Raw genomic sequence first — 23,479 nt, forward strand, 5'->3', positions numbered from 1 at the left:
ATCTAATTTTTGATTGCGAGCAGGCAGGTATTGCAACGGGGAAAGGTCACATTTAACTGAAAAAAGACTTGTTTCCCGTGTGAATATTGACGATGTGGTTGATCGTGTCCAAATTTTCATTTGAAATGTCTGTAAATATGGCGCCGCTCTTAAATATATAAGTGTCTCGTTTCTGGATTTTTTCTGTCCAGACACCTCGTGCGGTAAATTCGATCAGCTTTGAGTAGTAAAGCAGTCTCATCGGAAGTTCTTTTCCAACCGAAAGGGGAATCGAAGAAAGGAACATCAGTCCGCCTTTTCCAATTGTTTTGAGATAAAGAGGGACTTCTTTTTCGTAACTTCCGTTTATTGAAATTGGGTAGTAAGCCAACATGTCAATGTTGAGTCTTGGAAAATTGCGGTTGAATTCGGGTTTTTTTATCAAGGTGGACATCTTTTCAGATTAGGAGAAGCGATTAAACTCTTTAATAAGTTCCTTTTCAAGACAGCCCAAATAATCATATAGACGGGGTTCATGATCGGGGCTAATTTCCTGGTCAAATTGCACACCGATCAAATTTTTCTCGCCCCATTCCGTAAAATTCTTTACCACCCCGCTCAAGAGCACTCTTGAAGTACGTGAGCCCGTATGAATATCGGCTTCGAGAAATATGGGGGTTCCTTTTTGAATCACGACTTGAGTCGATATGCCGACACCACACCTGGAAAACATTTCAATTGAGCCAGGAAATTCCAGTTGACTATAGCCAGTCTTGACGACGGCTGAGCCCGTAATAGGAAAACGCGGATATTTTCTTGGTGTATGCATCGCCGATTGGCCTGAAGAGTGAGTAAGAGGATCCCCTCATTAAAGGTACATGATTTAGGACATTTGTCAAGAAACGCCCTAAATCCGGCAAAGCGGGAATAACACAAATGAATGATTCGGGACCATGAGCGGAAAGTGGCTTCATTTGTCGGAAGTTTAGTTGGGTGTGCCATTCACTTCAATAGATGCAGGTCCTTCGCCCAAACCATTGACAGCTTTTACTATAAAATAAAATGTATTTCCTGTGGCAAGAGTCAGCTGCAAGTTGGGAATCGTCGTATTCGTCACGGAGGTATAATGTCCGGAAGTTGTTCCCATGTAAACGTTATAGGAGTCTGCTCCAGGAACATCATCCCAGGAAAGAGAGATTGTTCCGGTTCCCGCACTGGCAAGCAAATTAACCGGAGCTGACGGCAAACCGATTCCCGGGAGAGTGACCTGGACATTTGGGCCACCCGTACATGATATTGAAATAAGTCCTGCGTCCCCTACGGTCAGAAAGTCGCTTCCTGACCAGATGACACCTAGCAATCTCTGGAAAGTGCCGGCCGGCTGCAACGTCCAAGTGACTCCATCCGGTGACGTCCGAATCGTTCCGGAATCTCCGACGATGACAAAGAGGCTGCCCGACCAGACGATACTGTTGAAGGTGCTGCTGTTACCGGGAAAGGAGTAAGTCCAGATGATTCCGTCAGACGAAGTCAGAACGATTCCAAGGCTTCCAACCGCCACGTATAGGCTGTTAGATGTCGCAATACCATGCAGCGTATTATTGACATTTGAAGTCTGTTCGGACCAATGTACGCCATCGGTTGACGTGACAATTTTCCCGGAACCTCCCACGGCGATAAACTGGCTTCCTGACCAGGCGACGCTGTACAAGGGATCGGTAAAATTTGAATTCACAGATTGAAGAGTCCAGAGTGTTCCATCCGTTGAAGTCAGAATGGTGCCGCGATCGCCTACTGAAACCATAAGCGTATTGCTGGCTGACCACGTCACGCTGTAAAGTGTAACCGCCGTGGGTGAATTTTGAACGGTGGTCCAGGAGGTCCCATTTTGCGAAGTCAATATCGTTCCGTTCTCGCCTACGGCCACGATATTGGGCCCGGCTTGAACAATACCATTCAGAGAGTTGGCGGTCTGGGTATTGCCTACGCTCCAATCAATTCCGTTCGGAGAAGTGAGAAGTGTCCCTAGATCTCCGACCACCAGGTATTGCGTTCCGGTCCAGATCGAACCGGAGAGTAACCGCGTGGTCCCTGACGTCTGAAGGACCCAGGCGATCCCGTCTCCGGAAGTCAGAATGGTCCGCGATTCACCGACTACAAGATAGTTTGAACCAGTCCAGATAATTCCAAAAAGGTGATTCGTTGTTCCCGATGACTGAGTTGACCATGTCACTCCATCCGGCGAAGTCAGAATGGTTCCGTTATTTCCAACGGCCACAATTTTTGATCCGCTCCAGGCCAGGTTTGAGAGGGAATATCCCGAATGTTGATTCGTCCAGGAAATTCCATTCGGGGAAGTGAATATGGATCCCGCTTCGCCTACCGCAACAAACAGCGGCTGAGTGATTCCTCCTATCCATTTTACGTCATTAAATGCCGGTGGGGTATAACTGGCAGATGCTATTAAAGAATGATCCGTCCAGATTATTCCGTCAAGAGAAGTCAAAATGGTTCCCACATTTCCAACCGCGACATATTCCGTTCCGGACCAATCCACACTGTAAAGGGGCTGATTGGTCGAAGTCGTTAAACCGGACCAATGGATCCCGTCTCTTGAATCCAAAATTATTCCATTTCCACCCACAGCCAAAAACTGACCTCCTATCCAGTTCACCCGGTAGAGCAAATTGGTCGTGCCGGATGTTCGAGTGGTCCAGGTCATCCCGTCAGCCGAAGTGAGAATAAGACCAGGGCCGCCGACTGCCACAAAAAGTGAAAGAGACGGCGACCAAGTAATTCCGACCAGCGTATTGGTTGTTCCGGAAGCGCTCTTATTCCAACTGACTCCATCAGGAGAAACCAGTATCGTCCCATTTTCCCCTACAGCCGCATAAAGGGCAAGAGACTGAGACCAGGCCACACGATAAATCGGTTTGGCTGAGACAGATATCCAATCGGCGCAAGAGGGGTTATTGGATGAAGAACTGGAAGAGGATAAGACAGAGGAACTGTTAGATTGAGGCGCAGAACCACAATTTACAATGATACTTACAAATACTATTGAAAGTATTACTTTAATAAAAGTTGGATGCATCACGAGGACTCATTTATTTTAGTTCCATTATACCGTTTTTCCTTTCAAATGATAAGGGAAAACCATCTCGTATGAGCAGATCCAAGACGGGAAAAGTATTGAATTTGAATCACGTCAATATCATTCTTCCGGCTATAAAATAGAGCAAGATCGCAAAATAACGTTTTAAGCGATCCACAGGGAGCTGGTGAGAACACTTCACCCCAATGGGAGCGGTCATCATACTTGTCAAAACAATCCCTATCAACGCAGGAACATATAGATATCCGCAGCTATAGGGGGGAAGATCTTTTACCCAAAAACCGTTAAGAATATAACCCAATGTCCCTGAAACGGCGATCGGAAAACCGATCGCTGCCGAAGTCCCGATTGCTTCATGAATCTTGACGTTAGATCTCAGCATCAATGGGACTGACAAAGTTCCGCCTCCAATTCCGACCAAACTTGAAATTCCTCCGATCACGACTCCGGCTAAAAACATACCTGCCTTTCCAGGCAATTTCCAAAAGGTTCTTGTGGAAGAGTGGAATAATATTTGTGTAGCCGTATAAACCAAAAATAAAAAAAAGAATAACTTTAGGAGAGAGGTGTTTAAGTAGCCAGCAATGATCGTTCCCGTTCCAGTTCCGAACAGTACGCCGGGAACGATTGAGCGAAAAACGCTCCAGTTAACCGAGCCTCGGAGATGATGCGCCCTGAAACTGGATACCGATGTAAATAAAATGGAGCCCATTGACGTTCCCAATGCGAGATGAAGAATATGGGATTCTGGAATGTGATTGATCGAAAAGATAAACAGGAGAGAAGGGACAACAATAATTCCGCCGCCTATGCCAAACAGACCGGCCAAGAAACCCGATAAAGCTCCGGGAATAAGATAGACCAGGATAGACCCAAGCATTTATATCATTTGACTTTCTCCAGGTTAGCCGATTGGCCTGTAGGTAAGAAACCTCAGCCCCAGGTTAAACAAGGCAATAATTCCCGCTGTCAGACCCGCGTTAATATCGACAACGCCAGAAACATATCCACCTATCGCGATGAGAATTGAAATAATATTAAACCAAATGGTTTTGCTCTTAAACCATTTCTTAGTCATAATTTCTTCCCCCATAAATCGAATTCCAAAGATGTTCAAGTGAAGGAAGAATAAAATATTTCCACGGATTAATCAACTAGGAATATCTCTCACTGGGAGAACTGTGCCAGAACACTTGCTTTTTTAGCTTTTATCTTTTAACATGAAGCGATTCCTATGGAATCGTATTTTGTCACGTCCATCCCGGAGCACATTACGATGAGTCTTGAACGAAAACTGGATAAGAAAGAAAAACTTTCTCTCCGGAATCAACTCTTAAAACTTTTGAAGGAATCCTTTATCTATAATGACCACCCTGTTTTTACCCTCTCTTCCGGCAGAAAAAGTCGTTTCTATATTGACAGCAAGAAGGTGACGCTCGATCCAAGCGGCGGATTTTTGGTAGGTCAGTTGATTTTGGATGCCATTCATGACATTGAAGTCGATGCGATTGGTGGAATGACTCTGGGAGCAGATCCACTTGCAATCTCGGCATCCGTATTAAGTTATGGCGAAGGATCGCCTCTACCCGCATTTATTGTCAGAAAAGATCCGAAAGGATACGGGGAATCTCCTTTTATTGAAGGAAATCTTAAGAAAGGGTCACAAGTTGTCATTGTGGATGATGTTTTAACGGGCGGAACTTCCGTTGAAAAGACAATTCAGATTTTGAAGGAATTGGATTGCAAAGTCATACGCGTCATCGCTCTGGTCGATCGCAAAGAAGGTGGTAAAGAAAAGCTCGAAAAACTGGGTTATGAAGTCATTTCTCTATTTACAGTAGAGGATCTTCTCAAAGCCTAGCCCCTATTCCACGTTTATCTCTCAATCCAATTGAAAATTCTCGCGAGAGTGGCGGAACTGGTATACGCACCAGATTTAGGATCTGGCGGGAAACCATGGGGGTTCAACTCCCCCCTCTCGCATTCCTCGGAAGACCGGTCTCCCCGTATTCCCTTTGTTTTAATGAATTACTTTAAGTAAATTCTAATAATCTTCTATTGCTTTGATTACGGAAATAATCCTCGTGCGAGGTAGGCATCGGCAATCCGCTTGATTCCAAGCATCAGAGCGGCGGTGCGCAGATCGACCTTTTCTTTAAGAGAAGTTTGAAGAACCTGGGCAAACGCCGATGTCATAACTTCCTTGAGCTTCTCCATCACCTCCTTTTCCTTCCAGAAAAAATTCTGCATCCCCTGAACCCATTCAAAATAAGAGACTGTCACTCCGCCGGCATTGGCCAGAATATCGGGAATCACCCAGATATCCCGTTCTTTCAAAATTCGATCCGCTTCGGGTGTTGTTGGCCCATTGGCACCCTCCAACACGATAGCGGTTTGAAGTTTGGAGGCATTTTCCTTTGTTATCTGGTTGGAAATAGCCGCAGGTATGAGAACATCGCATTTGAGCTTGAGCAGTTCCTCATTGCTGATTTTTTCAGCTTCGGGATATCCTTCAACGACTCTCTCCCGTTTAACATATTCAATTAATCGCGGTATCGAAATGCCATTTGGATGAAAAAGACCCGTAAAGGCATCCGAAACGCCGATTATTTGACATCCTTCTTTGAAAAGGATCTCCGCCACATTGGAACCCACATTTCCAAATCCCTGCACCACAATTTTTTTACCGGATAAGGCGCTCTTCTTATGTTTCAGTGCCTCCGCTAAAATATAGACCAGACCCTGCCCGGTGGCTGCGTTGCGCCCCATGGATCCACCAATAATCAAAGGTTTCCCCGTTACAATCCCTGGGACGGTATACCCTTTTAATTCACTGTACGTATCCATCATCCATGCCATAATCTGTTCATTTGTCCCAATGTCAGGTGCGGGAATATCAATATCTGCGCCGATCATGATCAGGATTTCCGACGTGAACCGGCGTGTCAGTCTCTGAAGTTCCTTTCGGGAAAGTTGATTCGGATCGCAACTGACTCCCCCTTTGGCCCCGCCAAAAGGAAGTCCGACCAGTGCGCATTTCCAGGTCATCCACATTGCGAGGGCGCTCACTTCCCCCATGGTGACGTCGGGGTGGTACCGTATTCCCCCCTTTGAAGGCCCGAGGGTACAATCATGATGAACGCGGTACCCCGGGAATACTTCTACATGCCCGTCATCCATGGCGACAGGAACACTGACCAGCAATGCTCTTTTAGGAACAATCAGCCGCCTGCGAATATTGGGATCGAGATGAAGGAGTTCGGCTGCTATTTCAAACTGGGAGACCGCCATCTGATAGATGGGTGAATGGTATTCTGGAAGAGTACGTCGTTCTTTCAGCATTAATTTATGAAATCCGTTAAATGTTCTGAGTGTTCAGAGAGGGTGATAGGCAAGGTCGCAGTCTCGAGGACGGTTGAGGCGCACTTAGTCAGTACGTTGAAGACGTCCGAAAGACGAGAACGACGCATATAGCCTTTATCAACACTCAATGCTAGGGAACGAGGAGTCCGCCATTGATATCTATCGCCTGTCCCGTCACCGCCTGCGCCTGATCCGAAGCCAGATAGACGGCGAGTGATCCCACTTCGAGGGGATCGATCAGTCGCTTAATCGGTACGGAGTTTATGACATTTTGCGTATATTCTCGCTGGGGAAGACCCAATTGATCGGCCATTTCAAAAGTTCTTTTCTTGGCAAAGTCAGTATCGATAAGGCCTGCACAGATCGCATTGACCGTAATCCCGTTTTCTGCAACCTCAAGAGCCAGGGAGCGCGTAAATCCGAGGATTGCATGTTCGGCAGTGCAATAAGCGGTATAACAAGGATGGGCCGTTTTGGAAAGGTGTGATGCGATGTTGATAATCCTCCCTGTTTTATTTTTCTGGATCTGGGCGAGCGCCGCTTTGGTCATAAAATAGAGTCCATGGAGATTGGTTTCAAGCATTGCAAACCATTGGCCATCGTCCAGCCAGGTCATTGGATTCATGCCGCCAGTTCCGGCATTATTGACGAGAATATCCACTTTGCCCCATTTCTCAAGCGTTCTGTCTATGACCATCTGAACCTGATCTTTAAGCGAAATGTCGGCGCGAATAATCAGAGACTCGTATCCGGATTGCTTTTCGAAATCTTTTCTTGTCTTTTCCAGATTTCGCTCATTTCTCGAACAAATGACCACCTTGGCACCGCTTTCACACATTCTCCGGGCAATATATTTCCCGATGCCTCGTCCGCCTCCGGTGACAATCGCGACTTTATCTTTTAATACCATTTCAATTTATCTTTCTGTATTAATTTTTTCAAAAAGGCTGTTCAAAAAGACTGAGTAGCAAGGCCGCAGTTTCGAGAGCGACTGAGGCGTACTTGCTTAGTACGTTGAAGTTGATTTCGGAACGAGAACGCAGCTAATTAGGCATTTTCAACAGCCTTCATTTCAATGCATGACGGAGCCGCCGCAGATATTAATGGCCTGCCCCGTAATCGCCCGCGCCTCTTCGCCCGAAAGGAAGATCGCCAATTCCGCAACCTCTTCCAAAGCGACAAATCTCTTGATCGGTATTGCATTAATGGCCATTTTTCTGAATTCGTCGGTAGAGACATTCAAGGCCTTCGCGGTTTCCTGGATTCCTTGAGACGCCATTTGTGTTTCTACCCAACCGGGACAAATCGTGTTGACCGTTATTCCTCGTGGAGCAACCTCCAGGGCCAATGCGCTCGAAAAACCAACGACACCATGTTTAGAGGCAGAATAGGCCGTATACCCCGCAACGCCAAACTTCCCAAGCACGGAAGAGATATTGATGATTCTTCCGTGACTTTGATCTTTCATTGACCTTAAGACGGCCTTGCTGAAAAAATAAATCCCGTTGAGATTCGTATCTAGAATATCCAGCCACTCCTCGTCCGTGCTTTCCAATAAGGGCAATCTTCCGGACCGTCCCGCATTATTCACGAGAATATGAACCTCGCCCCATTTCTGGATGACTTCGGCAACGGAACTCTCAACTTCCTCCTTCTTATTGACATTGACCGACAGCGCAAAGACCTTTTCTTCGCCATACTGATTATTTAATGACTTTGCGGTCGAATTTAAATTCTCAAGATTTCTTGAACAGATCATGACACGCGCCCCTTCCTTGACAAAGGATTCCGTTATGGATTTTCCGATGCCAGTTCCGCCGCCCGTCACAATCGCAATCTTATCTTTTAATCTCATCGTTAGATTTTACTTCATGTTTTGAATGATGTTTGGGAAATTTGATCTTACAGAATGGCACTACAGTTCATGCAAAGATAACCTGCCTCTTCATCAAACCGGCACGATTCCGAAAGATAACGAATATCGTAGACAAACTGGCATTTGGGACAGGTCACCAGATTTTCCATTCCCTTTTTTCCGGAGGCGATTCCTTGATTCATATTCTCTTCAGCAGGACACATTGCATTTTTCCTTGATCAAATTCAGGAAGAAATGGAAGGAGAGACGGCTGTTTCTTCCGCCATCTGATTAATTCCAACAAGTTCTTCCATGAGTTCCTGAACGGAAACAATCTTTTTAATTTTCCAGGCGTTCGTTCCTGCAAAAAACAGACCCTCTTCCAGATTTCCTCTCTGCGCTTTGTCAAGCATGGATGCAATACAGTAAGTCTCTCTCTTGTCGCGGCAGGCGCAATGTTTTAAACACTTGGCAAAACACTTATCATCGACCTCAAGCCCTTTTTCAAAACGTTCAGTAAATTCGCTTCGAATTGCCCGTCCCGGCATGCCGACGGGACTTTTAACAATAACAATGTCTTCTTCCTTGGCTTTTATGAACATTTCTTTAAAACTATCCGCCGCATCGCATTCAAATGTGCCTACAAATCTCGAACCTAATTGCACGCCATGGGCGCCCAATCCCATGATGCGCAGGATATCTTTGTGATAAAAGATACCTCCGGCTGCAATAACGGGAATGTTAAGCTGGGCCTCTTTATGCAAAAATTCCAACACCTCGGGAACGACTTTATCCAGAGCAAAGACCGGATCGGTAATTTCATCTGGCCTGGCACCGAGATGCCCTCCGGCAAAATTGGGAGTCTCGACCACATAGGCATCAGGCATCCTTTGGTGCAGTCTTTCCCATTTTTTAATGATAATGGATGCGGCTTTAACTGAAGAAATTATCGGAACAATGGCCACATCCGGGTATTCCTTGACATATTCCGGAAGATTGACGGGCAGACCTGCGCCGGAAAAAATAATTTGCGCACCATATTCCGCGGAAGTTCTGACCATCTCTTCGTAGTCGGTAATAGCAACCATGCAATTAACGCCAAAAATTCCTTTCGGGCTTTTTTCCCGGGTCATTCGGAGTTCATCCCGAAGCGCCAGAATATTGGCACGAAAATAATCTTTGGATGTAGCGCCGTCCTTTTTGTAATAGGGTGAATCCAGGCCGAGTGCCACAGTTGAGACCACACCAATCCCGCCGGCATTTCCCACCGCTGAGGCCAATCTCGAAGCAGATATCCGGATTCCCATTCCTCCCTGAATGACAGGATATCGCGAGGTGTGTTTCCCAATCGTCAGTGATGGAAGAGTGATATTTTGTTTTGAATTCATAAAGAATCCTTTTCGTTTATTCTGAGAAGACGCGGGATCGACTACAATCACAAAACGCAGATGGGAACGCTTTTATTATAGCACACTCTTTCTGGAATCTAACAGGTTTTCCGCGACGGTAACCACCTCGCCGACGTCCTTACCATAGGCTTGAGCCCTGATCTCTTCCTGAAATTTCTTTGTCGTAACCGCTCCGCCAATCATAATTTGATAGGGTAACTGGCGGGTGTCCACTTCATCGACAACAACCTTCATCTGCATCATCGTCGTCGTCATGAGAGCGGAAAGAGCGATGATATCGGCCTTATTTTCCTCGGCGGCCTTTAAGATCGTTTCCATCGGAACATTTCTGCCCAGATCAATGACGTTGAATCCGAAATTTCTTAACATAAGACAGCAGATATTCTTGCCAATATCGTGAATATCTCCTTTGACCGTGGCAAATACAATTGTTCCCTTTTTTTCCATATTTCCCGATTTTTCGAGATAAGGAAGAAGAAAATCGACGCCTCGCTTCATGGTATCTGCCGAAGCGACCAAATGGGGAATGAATTTCTTCCGTTCGCCGAACAGATCTCCCAATTTTCGAATGGCGGGAGTCATGACATTCAGGAACATGTCAAAGGCTTCCAGTTTTTCGTCTATACCCTGCTTGACCAGCTGGGTAATACTTTCCCGCTCTCCTTCCAGCACGGCCTTGTAAATCTTTTCCCGTGTTGTTTGGGGAGGTGCCTCTTTGGGCGCATCTTTATTCCCCTCCAGGTCAGCCTGGACCTGAATAAAGGCTCTGCACTCAGGATCTCTTCTGGCAAAAAGAGAGGCTGCAGAGACGATTTGGTGCATTTCCAAATCGTAGGGATCCAGAATGGCGGCATCTAAACCCGCCGCGATACATTGTGCCAGGAAAGTATTGTGAACCATATGGCGATTGGGAAGGCCGAACGAAACATTGCTTAAGCCCAGCGAGGTGGGAGATCCCAATTCAGTGGTGATCAACCGGATGGTTTCAAGCGTCTGCGTGGCTGATTCCTGAACAGCGGAAACTGTCAGCGCAAGGCAATCGAAGATAATATCTTCCTTGCGAATGCCATAATCCGCGGCCCGCCTCAAAATAGTTTCTGCGTTTTTTACCCGCTGTGAAGCTTTTTCAGGGATCTCATCCCCCGCAACCAGGGCGATGACAGAAGAGCCATACTTTTTGACCAGGGGAAAAATCTCCTGAATCCGCTCTTCTTCGGCATTGACACTGTTGACCAGAACTTTGCCCGGGTAATAGATCATGCCATATTCCAGTGCATTGACGAATGAACTGTCAATGACCAGTGGAACGTTGACCACATTCTGGATTGCCGTGACTGCTTTTCCCATCATTTCTGCTTCATTAATCATCGGAACACCGACATTCACGTCAAGGGCCGTCGCGCCTGCCTCAAACTGTTTTCTCGCCGCCGCCACGATCAGATCGGTTCTCCCCTCTTTAATCGCCTGGCTGAAAAGTTTTTTCCCTGTCGGATTGATTTTTTCACCGATTTTGAGAAAGGGATGTCCAGGTCCGACATAGACTGTTTTCATTCGGCTTGAAATTTTCATTCCCTTTCTGACATTTCTCGGCGCAGGCCGTCGGCCGGAAAGAATTCCCTTAATCTTTCGGATATAGTCAGGCGTTGTCCCGCAGCATCCTCCCAATATATTTACGCCCGATTCGATAAAACGATCGGCGTAGGAAGCCATTTCATCGGAAGTGGCCGGAAAAACAGTGGTCCCCTTGATTTGAATAGGCAATCCCGCATTTGGTTCCGCCGAAATAAAGACATGGGTTGTTTCTGACATCTTTTTGATGACCGGAAGCATATGTTCCGGTCCGGTAGAACAATTTACGCCTAAAATTTCAACGCCCAGCCCCTCCAGCACTGTTGCCGCCGTTTCAGCATCAGACCCTGTGTCGGTAATCCCATCCTGGGTAAAGGTCATATGGGCCATGATAGGAATATTCTTCCCCTGAACCGCTTCTTTTGCCGCAATAATGGCCGCTTTCATTTCCTGCAGGTCAAACATCGTTTCAATGGCAATCAGGTCGCAGCCGGCCCGAACCAGTTCAAAGGCCTGTTCATAAAAAAGGTGAACGGCCTTGTCAAAAGCAAGTTCTCCAAACGGTGCGATGGTTGTTCCCGACGGACCGATATCACCCGCCACATAGACTTTTTTTCCGCCGGCCGCCTTTCTGGCAATTTTGACAGCCGATTCGTTAATCTCCCTTATTTTGTCCTGTGCGTTATATTCCCCTAATCGAATGCGGCTTGCACCAAAGGTATTGGTCAGGACGATATCGCTTCCAGCCAAAATATACTCCCGATGAACATCCACAATGGCTTCGGGATTCTCCAGATTCCAGAGATCGGGAGCGTACCCGTTTGGCAGACCCCGCCCCTGCAGAAGGGCACCCATCGACCCATCCAAAATCAAAATTTCAGTTTTTAGACGATCGAGTATTTCAGACATTTGTCCCCGGAACTGATTTCTTTTCCGCTTTTCTTTCCCAGCCGATCAAGGCCGAAACCGAAAAACGGGGATCCATGATAAATGCTTCATTGTGCGTCACGCCGATCTTATGGGCTTCGGTAACTTTCAAGACCTCGGCCTGTACAGGCAGTTTCCAGTCTCCATACCCCACGCCAAATCGAAATGTTTTTTGATAACCATTTTTGTTGATTTCCGTTTCAATCAGCTTCTCTACTGGATCTGCAAAATAATCGGCCATCCAGGCGCCTATTCGATCGAGATAAAAGGCTTCGGCAGGTTCGTCTTCCTTGATTTCATCGATTTTCTTTTCAAATTCCGGACCCATCGTGCAGACCAAAAGCGTTGCATAATCGCATTTCTTCAGGAGCTTGACCATATTGCTTCCCTGAAAAAGCGTCGTACTGAGATCGCAGGTCACGTGGTCTTTAAAGACCTTTTCAATTTTAACTGTGCGGTAGACCCCTTTTCCGCTGATGAGGGTATACCCGATATCGATGGCCTTTTTAATATATTTGGCAATATTTTCTTCGGGAATTTCCTTTAAAGACTTATATTTGGGAAGCCGCAATTCCCTGATTATTTCAGCTTCATCAATCGTAAAAGGAATATTAAGTAAGGTAATCGGTTTTAAGCTCTTGATCATGATCTCATTTAAAGAGAGGATATCCAAAAATCGGCCTATAATAGCATATCTACCTCAAAAAATAATGATTTATTTTAGTGATGCGCGGCGTCATAGGGGCATGGAATTAAAGCCCGCGGATATCTGTGTAAGACCTGGCACAACGGAATCCGATACTGACCGATACCGTATTGGGCGAGAGGGCAATCCGGTTAAATGCCTGGAAACTGGGACCACACTTGTAGTAACTGCAGTCATAGAACGACCCTCCCCTGAGCACTTTGTGTGATTCCCCATAGTTCGGGTTATCGGTATGGGGGTTATTGGGGTAAGGCTTAAACCAGTCAGAGGTCCATTGAAAGACATTTCCCGCCATGTCATAAACGCCGTAGGGGCTCTTTCCCGCCTCAAAATTCCCCACAGGAGTGGTATCACCGATTCCCAACATATACACATTGGCGTTTTCCTTGACAAACTCATTGCCCCAGGGGAAGATTCTTCCGTCACTTCCCCGGGCGGCTTTTTCCCATTCCTTTTCTGTCGGAAGCCTCTTCCCTTTCCAGTGGCAGTAATCTTCCGCGTCAAACCAGCTCACAAAAGTAACAGGGTGATCTTTTTTTACAAGGAGCACCCTTTTGTCAATCCAATGTTTCGGAGGTTTTCGCGCGGTCTGTTTCACAAAGAGGTTATACTCTCCGTTGGTGACGTCATTTCGGTCTATCCAATATTCTTCAAGATAATCTTTATGTTTTGGACCGACCGCTTTTTTGACATAATTCTCTCCCATAATAAATTCCCCTGCCGGAATCAAAACCATTGCCGACTGAGAAGCATCCTTTCGATGATGTCCTGACAATGAACGGGAAATTTTTATCGCTTTGAGGACAATTTCTTCGGGAATCTCCCCTTCATTGTGGCAGAGCAGGCACTCTCCGGATTGTTTGTGTATATTGCCAAGCGTTGCGGGATGGGCGTTTTCGTGACACCCATAGCATTCTGCCTTCGTGTCCTTCGCGTAATAGGTATTCCTGTCCGCGGAATTGACCTGATATGCGAATCCAAATAGGAGACTTGTAAGGATCAAAATCTGAATGATAACACCCGTCCTGGTCAATGGCTGAAACATAAGCGCTATTTTAACATAAACATCAAATTCAAGTCATTTTCTCTATAAGAACTGACGTCTCGGAGATTTGATTAATGGATAAACAGCGGAACGACCCTGGCTCGCTATACCTGATCGAGAGCTTAAGCATAGAAAATATAAGTGAGATTATTTCAGAACGAGATGATTTGTCGAGTTTTAGATAACGCTTCGACGGCCTGAAATAAAATATAGTTCATCGGGGTGGCGATTTGGGCGGAGGCTCCCTTTTGACAGAGCATGCCATTCAAATATCGATTTTCGGTCGGTTTTCCACTCTTCCAATCTTCATACATCGAAGTAAAATACTCTTTTAACTCAAAACTATTTTGAATCGTCTCTTCGGCGATCGTTTCTCTCAAGGCAACGCCATTTTCCCGGGCCACCGCAATAATTTCTTGAATGACCTGTCGAATAACGGAAAGCGCGCCGGAAGATTCAAGAATCTCTGACACGGGCGCGTTTAATATGACAGAAAGCGGATTAAATGTCGCATTCCAGCAGAGCTTCTCCCATTTCTTTTTCATAATTTCGCTGGTCATAAACGCCGAAATTTTGGCATCGGTCAGAATCTGATGAATATTGATTAATCGTTCGCTCTTTTCACCGTTGAGTTCACCGATCGTAATGATTCCCCGTTTATAATGACCGATTCTTCCTTTTTCAATGAGTTTGGCTGTTATAAAAGCGACGCCTCCTATGACCCTTTCCCTTCCGAAAAGAGAGACCGCCCTTTCTTCGGTATCAATGCCATTTTGCAGGGTCATCATAAGCGTATGGGAAGCCATCGCAGGTCGAATCTGGGCAAACAGTTCTTCAAGGTCGTAGCACTTTACGGTCAGTATAATCAGGTCATAGGTACCCTTTAACTGTTCGGCGATGACCCAATTGGGATGAACCAATATATTTCCTGTGACGCTTTCGATGGATAAGCCCTTTTCTCGAATGATGTCGCCGGTCGTTTTTCGAACCAAAAAAGTGATGTCAGCGCCGCTCTGACAAAGGAGCGCACCGAAATAGCCTCCAACCGCTCCGGCTCCCGCGACCAGGATTTTCATATTTAGGCCCCTTTCTCTAACGCGGAGCACCTGACTTTCATGAAATTGAAATATTCGGCAATTCCGTAATTGGAAAATATGAGTATGGATGAGATCAGCATGGTCCGGTACAGTTCGAGACGGCCTATTTTTATTTTTGAGTTTCCTGAAGGTATGGAAGACAATTTTCTGCATTTCGATAGAGTTTTCAAAGCAAAAAGGAGCGGCCAGAGAGATGCCAGTCGAATTCTCCAGGAGCTTCTGGGCAGTCTGGTCACGAATTTCAATCCGTCATTAAAATAAGAAAGCGTCTTTCGAAAAATAAATAAATCGGACGCAAAACGTGCGCCTGAAGGGAGATAAATTCTATTCATGGTCCGGTCCTCATTCTGGTCTCTGATGATATTGGTCAATTGTAATCCTTTGCCCAATTGCTCTCCCAAAAAGATCATTTCGTCGTGATCTTGCAAAATATATCGGTATCGATAAGAGAGCTCGGTCAGAAATTTACCCGCCGATCCTGCCACATGATAACAATATCGATCCAATTCTTCTTCGTTTTCCAGAGCGCCTCCTTTCAAATCCCGTTTCATCCCGTTCATGACCTGTTCAAATAATTCCAGAATCAGATTCTGGTCCTCTAATGTAAAGTTGTGAAAGAGAAGGATCGCAGGGGGCAATGCCGAAATGAGGGCGTAGAAATAATCCGGAACAGGCAGAACCTCTACCTTTTTCATAAATTCAGCGATCGAAACGCTGCCATGCACGAGGCCTTCAAATTCCTTGAGAAGCTTTTCGCGATCCCATTTTTCCGTTTGCTTCTGATCGACGATGGTGTCCGCTATTTTGCAAAACAAATAAGCAATGGAAATCTGCTTTTTTACAGGATTGGGAAACAGGATGAGACTGAGATAGAATGAGCGGGCGAAAAACTTCAACGTCTGGGCAATCTTGGAGAAGGGTTCGGAATAATTCATTTTATTTTTAAGGGCTGGAAGGAAAGCGATCCGTAAAGCGATTCGGAGCGGGCCCATAAATTGAGAGATTCGATAAAAGCAGTTTCACCATATTTTGGTCTGTTTTGGGAAAGAAACCTGATAAAGTCGGGTTTCATCAGAAATCGCTTTGTCAGGGCTAAATTGCTCGAGGATTGAAGCGCTCTTTCTCCTCGAAAAACAGCACGAATCTGGTATTCTCCTTCTGAAACAAGATTCCCCTTGAGCAGATCAGAGCCGGGTATGTCCGAAAATGCAATTTTTCTCATCCCCACACTTGACCCGCCTCGTTGTTTGGCCATATTCATCAATTTCCAAATCCAGTCTTGTCCATCATACGCCAGATCATTTCGGTCATCCTCAAAATAGAAGAAAAGCTCCCGATGGGTCACATGCCCCAGCCTCTCCATGAGAGCTGACATCTCAAATTGGTCCGTCTGGAGGTGCTGTTTTTGAAGTCTCTCAGGCAAAAGTCTGTTAATCAGTCCCTTTTTTTCAAAGCGTTTTTCCGGAATGGCTTCTAAAAAAGAAACTTCCTCCTGAGCCGGCCTTCTGGAGACCAGGTAAAATTCCCTAATCTCGGTATTGAGGATAATCTGAACGAGCCGTTTGAATCTTTCCGAATCTCTGGGGATGGATTCATCGGAGGGATCAATCAGGAAAAAAGCGGTTTCCATCGTTTATTCCGGCGGATTATTTAATAAATAAATGAATATTTCTCTTTTCCCAATCAATAGCTTGATGATATTCCTTAAAACCCTTTTCGAGCTCACAGAAGGCACCCGAATGATGAAGCTTTCGACCTGAGGGGGCCGGTGTCGTATTTTCAATTTTTGCATGAAGCATTTCATGATAAACGATATACCGGATAAAAAAGCCCGGGACTTTTACCTGATCGAGCGCTGGATTAATCTTAATCAGATTTGAAAAACTCTCAAAATTTCCGAAGCTGATGCTTCTTTTTCTTCTCTTTTTGTATGATTTTCCCCAGGTAATTTGGCACCTGACTTCACTATTAAAATACTCCCTGTTGATTTCATTAAACAACAGGTTCAAATCATAATGTTCCCCCGCCCCGTTCAATTTCGGTCGACGGTAAGTCTCATTCAGATCAGGAGCAGCCCGATATCCTGAAATAAACGTTCGAATAGCCCTCCGGGATTCAGTCGTTGGAGAAACCATGAAAGTGCCGATGGCATCCCATATGTCCTGAGGCGCATTCAGAAAGATTTCCTGAACTCTTAAATGAACCGAATGCTGGCCATTTTTTCGCACGCTGATCAGGTGCGACCTGTTCCGGGTCAAAATGATTTTGACTTTCTTTTCGACTTTAAGTGAAAAATCCCTCTCTATCGCCGAAAGCTTGAGGTCTGCCGAATGAAATAAATCGAGTTGTTCCAAAATCATATTGCGCTATTGTCTCAAATAGATCGGGTTCGAGTAAATCCATACTACGCTTTTCTCGTTCCCCCAGAAGGTCGGCATGAGGGTTTCCACTTCGATTCGATAAGCACCCGTGCTAGCGGATTGAAAGTGAAACGCTTTGTCCTCGGTTACGAAAATAGGTTTTCCATCGTGGATGACGCGAATCCTTGTTTTTCTGCTTGCGGCGCTTTCAGGAAGCTCAACTGAAAAAAAGGTCTTCACTCCTGCTGGAAGTTGATCTCCCATCCAGACCACCTGATCTTCCTGCCTGGCAGAAAATAGAAAGCCCGTGGCATTCCCGAGAATATCCATTGAAAAGAATAAATGTCCATGTCGAATTGCGGCATAAAGATCTCGCTTGTCTTGTTTCAGATTCCCGGTCCATGGAGAATGGAGGAGGATATGATCGTGAGCGAGCGGAAGGATTTTATCGACTGCTGGAAAGGGAATTTTAAATCCTTTTAAAATTTTCACTGATTGATGAAAATCGGGTGCAAATATCCCAACAAAATTCTTTTTCGAAATTCTTGAATCCCAACCTTTTAATGTCTCGACCGGATCGTGATAAAGTTGCAAGAGTCCGGCACCGGGATTGATTGGATAATAGATAAGTCCTGTCAATCGTGCCATAGGTTCAACGGTATACCATTGATCCGCAAAATCTAGCACTTCCTGACCCGAACAACCTTCCTCCCGATCAGACTTCCATTGCCATTGCGGATGGTTCGGGTGTGCCAGAAAGAAAATACCTCCCTGGGCGGCTCCGTTTTCAAAGACTTTCTCAATCTCCTGTCCGGAAACGTTAATATGACGCTGAATGTCAAGTGCCAGAAGATAACCTTCTTTTACATTGAGCTCTTCGCCCGTTAGAAACAATGTGTTTTGATACCAGCCTTCCTTTTGGTCATCAAGCGGCTGCAGCGTATCATGATCGGTGGATATCATGAAATCGACATTTTGGCGATTGGCTACTTTTGCTATTTCTTCAAATGTGCCCGTCGCATCACCGGAATAGGATGTGTGAAAGTGAATGACCCCCTGATAATCATAATACCCTTTCTGGACTTTTTGAGGTTTGGAAAGGGAAAGATCCGGCACAAGAAAATGTACTCTTGTTACAAAGAGGACGGAGAGAACGATAAGACCGGCCACTATTTTTCGTTTAAGGTTCATGGTATCCGTTCCAGAGATATGGGCGAAACAAATCCTTTGAAATGTTCACCTCTAAAAAAATGATACGTCCTGATCAGGATGGAGGAATTCCCCCGCTTAACAAAGACGGGAATCTCCATAACGGGAGCTATTCTTTCAAATAGCGACAGTGTCTCCAGGGGAAACTGATCACGATCAAAAGTCACGAGGAGAAACTCATTAATTTGATTTAACTCAATCGGCTCGATTCGGGATAAATCCGTAATGCGGAAAGGAGAACCCCATTGAAAGACTCTTTTATTCTTCAGGTAATAGGAGACTTCTCCGACCATGGTGTGATTTGTCGTGATCACCGGGTCCTCTGCGAATTCAGGAAATTTGGAATAAATCGCTTTCATTTCGCTCCAGCCGATCAAATCATTTGTCCTGTCCCGTTCGACTTTCAGCGGAATAAATTTTGTCATCGCCTGCAAGTGAACAGTGAGCATCATGAGAAAAGCGAGTCCGACAGAAATATAAATGAAAGACTTCATCAAAAACGAATCCTTTCGGTCTCTTAATTTCTGGTAAAAAAAACCTCCCAGGAGAACAATGGATCCTGTCTGGCAGAAGACGGGCCAGTTCGCTTCAATTTTGGAATGAAGGCTTTTATAAATGAAAAATACAAATAGAGGGAAAACCATCCAAAATAGAAAGGAAAATTGCCAAAGGTGCGGGACTCTTCCGATCCGATAGGCTTTTACCCATGCCCAGAAGAATGCCATAAAGAGAAGTGGGGAAAAAATTCCAGCCTGACTCCCCAGAAACTCAAAAAGATATCTTAATCCCGTGGACTCTCTTGATAATGTGCCATGATGAAATTGGAAAAGAAAGGATATCCACTGATTTTGATAGTTCCAGATCATGACGGGAGAGAAAATGAGAAATGCGATCAGAAGAGACAGCCAGGACTTCCAGGAAGCCAGATGACTTCTAAATGGCGCATTAAATAAAAGAAACAGGAGAAGCGCCGGCAAAAACAGGATCATGGTGTATTTACTTAGAAGCCCCAGTCCAAAGGCAATTCCGGTTAAAAACCAATACTGACTCCTGTTCTCGACGGTTGCCCGATAGGCAAAGGCGGTGGCCGCAATCCAGAAAAAGAGCTGCGGCGTGTCCGGCGTAAAAATCACCATTCCTACTGAAAAAATCATGATTGAGTTCAGGATCATTGCACTGACCAGACCTGCGCCAGGGCTCTTGAATGTTCTTTTGGCAAGGTCATAGATCATCCATGTATCTCCGATACCCATCAGGAGTGCAGGAAGACGAACGGCCCACTCGCCTTGTCCAAAAAGAGAAGTCGAAAGCCTCATGAGCCAGGCCACCATCGGAGGATGATCGTAATAACTGAGTTGCAAATGTTCAGACCAGTACCAGTAGTACGACTCATCGGGTGTCAGGTTAAAATGAGCGGCAAAATAGAATCTGAAAGAAGTTAACAGTACAAATAGGAATAGAAACGCAGATGCAATCATCGGTCGTAAAGAGGCGGGGGATAGTTCCGATAAAGGTACCTAAATTTCAGAATCATCAAAAAGGAGCTTAAGATGATCTTAAAGTTAAAAGTGGACTGACCCGCGACTCTTTCCTCGAAGAGAATGGGGATCTCTTTTATGGAAAAGTTTCTGAGGTGGGCCCGGTATAAAATCTCCTGTACAATTGAAGGGCCGTTTGAAACAAGAGTCTCGACTTCGATATCTTCCAATACTTTTCTTCTAAATAACCGGTATCCAGCTGTACAATCCTTAACCGGGATTCCTAAAAGAAGCCGAATATAAAAATTAGCGGCTTTGGTAATGAGAGGCCGTGTCAATCCTCTTCCGGTTTCTCCGCCACCCTGGACTCCCCTCGAACCAATGACCAGATCAAACTCTTGAATCTCCTTTAGAAATTGTGGAATAAAAGATGGGTTATGCGAAAAGTCAGAGTCCATCTCAAGTATCGTCTCTGCTTTTTGGCGCATGGCATAAATAAACCCTTCAGCTCCCGCGCTTCCTCGCCCCTTTCTGCCGATTCGATGCAGAAGATGAATTCTGGGATCTTTTGCCTTAAGGTTCTCGACCAGTTTCCAGGTTCCGTCTGGCGAGTCGTCATCCACAACCACGATGTGGGATTCGGGAGATACTTCATGGATTCGGGCAATTAATGGAACAATATTTTTCGATTCGTTATAAGTCGGTATCATGACCATGAGCGGAATGATATCGGGTCCACTCATTCTTATACAGACTCGACAAAAGAAGGACCCAGGATCCTGCGCATCGATTGAATAACGCTTTCCAAAGCGATCAAATCCATGCAAGTCGTTGTCTCTGGACAGATCTGCTTGTAACAGGGTGCACAACCAATGGTCGTCACAATTTTTTCGCCCAGGCCATAGAGATCGATTTCCTGCGAACAGGTGGGTCCAAACAAGACCAGAAGTTTTACTTTTAGTCCGATAGCGATATGCATACCAAGCGTATCTCCGGTCACAATCATTTGGCAGCGTTCCATCAGAGCGCAAAACTCTAGAAGAGGAAAATCTCCGGGATGATATACCTTCTGATTGGATTTGGACTGGATAAATTTGTTTAACTCCCTTTCTCTTTCTCCGCCAAAAAGGATAAACTGTACGCGGTCTTGCCGGCTCAACCGATTAATCAGTTCCACATAATAGTCGGGTGTCCAATTCTTATTCGCAAAGATTCCCCCTGCACCGGTATTCAATCCGATCAAACAGACCTCCTTGCGCAATCCGAGCATTTCATAGGTCTCTTTGGCACGGACTCTTGCAGATTCAGGTATTTCAAGAATATAGGGCTCCTGGCCATATTTAAAGCCGACCGCTTCACAGACCAGATCCTGGTAGGATCTCTTGTTCTTGAAGAATTTGAGTTCATCCGAAAGGCCCAGAGTGAAATAGTACTCTGCTTCAGAATTTAAGGGGAAGACATTTCCTTCACGGGAAAGACCGATCCCTCTTTTTTCTCGGGCATTTATCTTCATTGCTAACGCTGCGGTTCTGGGTTCTTTATCTAAAGAAAGCAGGAGATCAAACGATTCAATTGAAAGGCGGGCCAGGTCGGGAGAATCATAGATATAAAGGCGATCAATCAGCTTATTATATTTTAGAAGATCCGCAGAAGGTGGATCCGTCAACCAGGTGATAAATGAATGGGGATATTCCCTTTTGAGAATATGAAGGAGCGGGGTCGTTCTCAAAACATCTCCCATCGCGGCATGTTTCAGAATCAAGATCCGGGTGCCCATTGGCTGGTAATCGGTACAGCCTTCGCAGAGCCGTTTCTTGACACAAGGTTTATCGCCCCTGTAATAGACGCAATCGAGATTCAAAATCATGATTTTAATCCTTTAAAACCGTACGACTTATAAAAATAAAAGGTTCGGATGAGCTCTCCACGACGGTATATCCGGACCGGAGATTCTTTTTCAATTCTCTGAAACAATTTCCCGAATTTCTCGACAGGGTCGATATCATACCGATTGTCAGTGACAAAAAGCCCATTTTGTCCCTTCAGTTTATCAGGATCGTCCCAAAAATCAAATTGTGTTTTGTCCTCATTGAAACAATAAATACCGTATGCCTGCCCGGTATAGAATCCTATCTGGTCGGCAATCAGGAATTTATAGGAATAGATAAACGAAGATCTCTCTGATGTCATCTCTGCCTGAAGACGATTTATTTCCCTCGCCGCCTCCGGCCAGCCGTAAAGGTCATTGGTCGGATCCGCATTGGAACGAATAAAATGGGTGATGGGAATAAGACCTGTAAGAGCCTGTATTGGAATAATGAGAGTCAGAACAAGGCCAAAAACAATCGCCGGCGTCCGCCAAGGTTTCAAATTTGGACGTATGTCCATCCAGATCGCAAGCGAAATGAAAGGAGTCACAAAACCAAGTGCCGGCCAATGAGGCAAAATGCGATGAAAACTGCCTATCATGTCAAACAGGAACAAAGTGGGTGCTCCGAAAAAGAAAAGAAAGAGATGTTTTTCATCCCGGTTTCCGAATCCACGCATGCCGCTTAAAAAGAGGGCAATAAAGGAGAGGACAAACAGGATAGGTGAAATATAGGCGAATTGAGCTCCCAAAATTTGAAAAAAGAGGGTTAAAGAAAAGGAAGGGTCCACGCCGAGTCCATGATTGAACTGGAATCCGAATGAAGCCCAGTCATGCCGGGCATTCCAGACAATAACTGGCATGACGATAAGAAATCCCAATGCCAGAGCAATATAGGGCTCTTTCCTGTATAAGAGATTTCTCTTTTTCGGTGAAACAAGAAGGTACAGAAATGCTGAGAGCGGGAGAAGTACTGCGTTGTATTTGCTCAGAAGGGCGACTCCCAGTGTCAGGCCGGACAATAGCCAATACCGCAGGCGATCGGGTTCCTGAATGGCCCGATAAAAAAAAAGAATAAAAAAGATCCAGGCAGCCCCAAGCGAACTGTCGGGTACCATTAATACCGATCCTAAAAACGAAAAGACAGGAGAAATATTGAGAAAGAGAACGGTCATGAATCCTGTTTTTTCATCCTGAATTGCGGTCCCTAGATGAAATGCACCGAACGATGCCAGCGCAAATAACAGAACCGCACCGATTCGAACGAAAAATTCGTGGTGGCCGCCGATTTCGGTAAATAAAGCAATGATCCAGGCCACCATTGGAGGATGATCAAAATAGCTCCAGTCGAGATGCTGACTCCACATCCAGTAATGAGCTTCATCATCCCCGAGTCCAACCTGTCCGATCATCAGAAGTCGCAGCAGAGCGCTGATCGAAATCACGAGAAAAGTGTATTCACGAAAACTTCTCAATATCACGCGGGATCGACTTTCATTC

Annotated in this window: 23 protein-coding genes and 1 tRNA gene; 2 read left to right on the forward strand and 22 right to left on the reverse strand. The window is 45.4% G+C overall.

Annotated elements, in window-relative coordinates:
- Positions 1–52: 52 nt before the first annotated feature.
- The 5 genes from HY200_01065 to HY200_01085 form a co-directional block, all read right to left on the reverse strand.
- Positions 53–424: a PilZ domain-containing protein gene (locus HY200_01065; GenBank protein ID MBI3593527.1), complete on the reverse strand. Its 372-nt coding sequence runs from the start codon at positions 422–424 to the stop codon at positions 53–55.
- Positions 425–442: 18 nt separating this feature from the next.
- The gene (locus tag HY200_01070; GenBank protein ID MBI3593528.1) at positions 443–808 is read right to left on the reverse strand and encodes a PilZ domain-containing protein; all 366 of its coding nucleotides are present in this window, start codon (positions 806–808) and stop codon (positions 443–445) included.
- 156 nt (positions 809–964) lie between these two features.
- Positions 965–3,073, reverse strand: a complete 2,109-nt coding sequence (locus HY200_01075; protein MBI3593529.1) for a hypothetical protein — start codon at positions 3,071–3,073, stop codon at positions 965–967.
- 109 nt (positions 3,074–3,182) lie between these two features.
- Positions 3,183–3,974: a sulfite exporter TauE/SafE family protein gene (locus HY200_01080; GenBank protein ID MBI3593530.1), complete on the reverse strand. Its 792-nt coding sequence runs from the start codon at positions 3,972–3,974 to the stop codon at positions 3,183–3,185.
- A gap of 24 nt (positions 3,975–3,998) precedes the next feature.
- Positions 3,999–4,172, reverse strand: a complete 174-nt coding sequence (locus HY200_01085) for a hypothetical protein (GenBank protein MBI3593531.1) — start codon at positions 4,170–4,172, stop codon at positions 3,999–4,001.
- 198 nt (positions 4,173–4,370) lie between these two features.
- Here HY200_01085 and pyrE point away from each other — a divergent pair, with 198 nt between their 5' ends.
- The gene (pyrE, locus tag HY200_01090) at positions 4,371–4,955 is read left to right on the forward strand and encodes an orotate phosphoribosyltransferase (protein ID MBI3593532.1); all 585 of its coding nucleotides are present in this window, start codon (positions 4,371–4,373) and stop codon (positions 4,953–4,955) included.
- A gap of 42 nt (positions 4,956–4,997) precedes the next feature.
- A tRNA-Leu gene (locus HY200_01095) sits at positions 4,998–5,077 on the forward strand.
- 84 nt (positions 5,078–5,161) lie between these two features.
- Here HY200_01095 and HY200_01100 read toward each other — a convergent pair.
- From HY200_01100 to HY200_01180, 17 genes are all read right to left on the reverse strand, one after another.
- Positions 5,162–6,436 carry a Glu/Leu/Phe/Val dehydrogenase gene (locus HY200_01100; GenBank protein MBI3593533.1) on the reverse strand — a complete coding sequence of 425 codons (1,275 nt, stop codon included), beginning with the start codon at positions 6,434–6,436 and terminating at the stop codon, positions 5,162–5,164.
- A 151-nt stretch (positions 6,437–6,587) separates the two neighbouring features.
- Positions 6,588–7,367 (reverse strand): SDR family oxidoreductase, encoded by a 780-nt coding sequence (locus tag HY200_01105; GenBank protein ID MBI3593534.1) that lies wholly within the window; start codon positions 7,365–7,367, stop codon positions 6,588–6,590.
- Between the two features lie 162 nt (positions 7,368–7,529).
- On the reverse strand, positions 7,530–8,312 hold the full coding sequence (locus HY200_01110; protein ID MBI3593535.1) for an SDR family oxidoreductase: 783 nt from the start codon (positions 8,310–8,312) through the stop codon (positions 7,530–7,532).
- Positions 8,313–8,359: 47 nt separating this feature from the next.
- Positions 8,360–8,536, reverse strand: a complete 177-nt coding sequence (locus tag HY200_01115) for a hypothetical protein (GenBank protein MBI3593536.1) — start codon at positions 8,534–8,536, stop codon at positions 8,360–8,362.
- 21 nt (positions 8,537–8,557) lie between these two features.
- Positions 8,558–9,700: a nitronate monooxygenase gene (locus HY200_01120; protein ID MBI3593537.1), complete on the reverse strand. Its 1,143-nt coding sequence runs from the start codon at positions 9,698–9,700 to the stop codon at positions 8,558–8,560.
- A 75-nt stretch (positions 9,701–9,775) separates the two neighbouring features.
- Entirely contained in the window at positions 9,776–12,199 is a 2,424-nt protein-coding gene (locus HY200_01125) for a homocysteine S-methyltransferase family protein (GenBank protein ID MBI3593538.1), read from the reverse strand.
- Complete coding sequence (locus tag HY200_01130; protein MBI3593539.1) at positions 12,192–12,863, reverse strand: hypothetical protein; 672 nt, start codon at positions 12,861–12,863, stop codon at positions 12,192–12,194. Before HY200_01130 ends, HY200_01125 begins: the two co-directional genes overlap by 8 nt.
- A 106-nt stretch (positions 12,864–12,969) precedes the next feature.
- Positions 12,970–13,968: an SUMF1/EgtB/PvdO family nonheme iron enzyme gene (locus HY200_01135; GenBank protein MBI3593540.1), complete on the reverse strand. Its 999-nt coding sequence runs from the start codon at positions 13,966–13,968 to the stop codon at positions 12,970–12,972.
- A 152-nt stretch (positions 13,969–14,120) separates the two neighbouring features.
- Positions 14,121–15,044: a ketopantoate reductase family protein gene (locus tag HY200_01140; protein MBI3593541.1), complete on the reverse strand. Its 924-nt coding sequence runs from the start codon at positions 15,042–15,044 to the stop codon at positions 14,121–14,123.
- A gap of 2 nt (positions 15,045–15,046) precedes the next feature.
- Complete coding sequence (locus HY200_01145) at positions 15,047–16,000, reverse strand: squalene/phytoene synthase family protein (GenBank protein ID MBI3593542.1); 954 nt, start codon at positions 15,998–16,000, stop codon at positions 15,047–15,049.
- Entirely contained in the window at positions 15,997–16,695 is a 699-nt protein-coding gene (locus HY200_01150; GenBank protein ID MBI3593543.1) for a hypothetical protein, read from the reverse strand. Before HY200_01150 ends, HY200_01145 begins: the two co-directional genes overlap by 4 nt.
- Positions 16,696–16,711: 16 nt before the next feature.
- The gene (locus HY200_01155) at positions 16,712–17,425 is read right to left on the reverse strand and encodes a hypothetical protein (protein ID MBI3593544.1); all 714 of its coding nucleotides are present in this window, start codon (positions 17,423–17,425) and stop codon (positions 16,712–16,714) included.
- A gap of 6 nt (positions 17,426–17,431) precedes the next feature.
- Entirely contained in the window at positions 17,432–18,616 is a 1,185-nt protein-coding gene (locus HY200_01160) for a PHP domain-containing protein (protein MBI3593545.1), read from the reverse strand.
- Complete coding sequence (locus HY200_01165; GenBank protein ID MBI3593546.1) at positions 18,613–20,112, reverse strand: glycosyltransferase family 39 protein; 1,500 nt, start codon at positions 20,110–20,112, stop codon at positions 18,613–18,615. The genes HY200_01160 and HY200_01165 overlap by 4 nt, the downstream gene beginning before the upstream one ends.
- Positions 20,109–20,855: a polyprenol monophosphomannose synthase gene (locus HY200_01170; protein MBI3593547.1), complete on the reverse strand. Its 747-nt coding sequence runs from the start codon at positions 20,853–20,855 to the stop codon at positions 20,109–20,111. Before HY200_01170 ends, HY200_01165 begins: the two co-directional genes overlap by 4 nt.
- 2 nt (positions 20,856–20,857) lie before the next feature.
- Positions 20,858–21,979, reverse strand: a complete 1,122-nt coding sequence (locus HY200_01175) for a glycosyltransferase family 9 protein (protein ID MBI3593548.1) — start codon at positions 21,977–21,979, stop codon at positions 20,858–20,860.
- Positions 21,976–23,460: a glycosyltransferase family 39 protein gene (locus tag HY200_01180; protein ID MBI3593549.1), complete on the reverse strand. Its 1,485-nt coding sequence runs from the start codon at positions 23,458–23,460 to the stop codon at positions 21,976–21,978. Before HY200_01180 ends, HY200_01175 begins: the two co-directional genes overlap by 4 nt.
- Positions 23,461–23,479: the final 19 nt, after the last annotated feature.

It is taken from the genome of Nitrospirota bacterium, assembly GCA_016194305.1.
Lineage (GTDB): Bacteria > Nitrospirota > Nitrospiria > JACQBW01 > JACQBW01 > JACQBW01.

What these genes read in the sequence shown, in the direction of transcription:
- HY200_01140 (MBI3593541.1), bottom strand. Translation starts at nt 15,044, where the DNA reads ATGAAAATCCTGGTCGCGGGAGCCGGAGCGGTTGGAGGCTATTTCGGT.
- HY200_01070 (MBI3593528.1), bottom strand. Translation starts at nt 808, where the DNA reads ATGCATACACCAAGAAAATATCCGCGTTTTCCTATTACGGGCTCAGCC.
- HY200_01175 (MBI3593548.1), bottom strand. Translation starts at nt 21,979, where the DNA reads ATGATTTTGAATCTCGATTGCGTCTATTACAGGGGCGATAAACCTTGT.
- HY200_01085 (MBI3593531.1), bottom strand. Translation starts at nt 4,172, where the DNA reads ATGACTAAGAAATGGTTTAAGAGCAAAACCATTTGGTTTAATATTATT.
- HY200_01120 (MBI3593537.1), bottom strand. Translation starts at nt 9,700, where the DNA reads ATGAATTCAAAACAAAATATCACTCTTCCATCACTGACGATTGGGAAA.
- HY200_01075 (MBI3593529.1), bottom strand. Translation starts at nt 3,073, where the DNA reads ATGCATCCAACTTTTATTAAAGTAATACTTTCAATAGTATTTGTAAGT.
- HY200_01105 (MBI3593534.1), bottom strand. Translation starts at nt 7,367, where the DNA reads ATGGTATTAAAAGATAAAGTCGCGATTGTCACCGGAGGCGGACGAGGC.
- HY200_01135 (MBI3593540.1), bottom strand. Translation starts at nt 13,968, where the DNA reads ATGTTTCAGCCATTGACCAGGACGGGTGTTATCATTCAGATTTTGATC.
- HY200_01080 (MBI3593530.1), bottom strand. Translation starts at nt 3,974, where the DNA reads ATGCTTGGGTCTATCCTGGTCTATCTTATTCCCGGAGCTTTATCGGGT.
- HY200_01170 (MBI3593547.1), bottom strand. Translation starts at nt 20,855, where the DNA reads ATGAGTGGACCCGATATCATTCCGCTCATGGTCATGATACCGACTTAT.
- HY200_01100 (MBI3593533.1), bottom strand. Translation starts at nt 6,436, where the DNA reads ATGCTGAAAGAACGACGTACTCTTCCAGAATACCATTCACCCATCTAT.
- HY200_01160 (MBI3593545.1), bottom strand. Translation starts at nt 18,616, where the DNA reads ATGAACCTTAAACGAAAAATAGTGGCCGGTCTTATCGTTCTCTCCGTC.
- pyrE (MBI3593532.1), top strand. Translation starts at nt 4,371, where the DNA reads ATGAGTCTTGAACGAAAACTGGATAAGAAAGAAAAACTTTCTCTCCGG.
- HY200_01130 (MBI3593539.1), bottom strand. Translation starts at nt 12,863, where the DNA reads ATGATCAAGAGCTTAAAACCGATTACCTTACTTAATATTCCTTTTACG.
- HY200_01110 (MBI3593535.1), bottom strand. Translation starts at nt 8,312, where the DNA reads ATGAGATTAAAAGATAAGATTGCGATTGTGACGGGCGGCGGAACTGGC.
- HY200_01125 (MBI3593538.1), bottom strand. Translation starts at nt 12,199, where the DNA reads ATGTCTGAAATACTCGATCGTCTAAAAACTGAAATTTTGATTTTGGAT.
- HY200_01115 (MBI3593536.1), bottom strand. Translation starts at nt 8,536, where the DNA reads ATGTGTCCTGCTGAAGAGAATATGAATCAAGGAATCGCCTCCGGAAAA.
- HY200_01150 (MBI3593543.1), bottom strand. Translation starts at nt 16,695, where the DNA reads ATGGAAACCGCTTTTTTCCTGATTGATCCCTCCGATGAATCCATCCCC.
- HY200_01165 (MBI3593546.1), bottom strand. Translation starts at nt 20,112, where the DNA reads ATGATTGCATCTGCGTTTCTATTCCTATTTGTACTGTTAACTTCTTTC.
- HY200_01145 (MBI3593542.1), bottom strand. Translation starts at nt 16,000, where the DNA reads ATGAATTATTCCGAACCCTTCTCCAAGATTGCCCAGACGTTGAAGTTT.
- HY200_01155 (MBI3593544.1), bottom strand. Translation starts at nt 17,425, where the DNA reads ATGATTTTGGAACAACTCGATTTATTTCATTCGGCAGACCTCAAGCTT.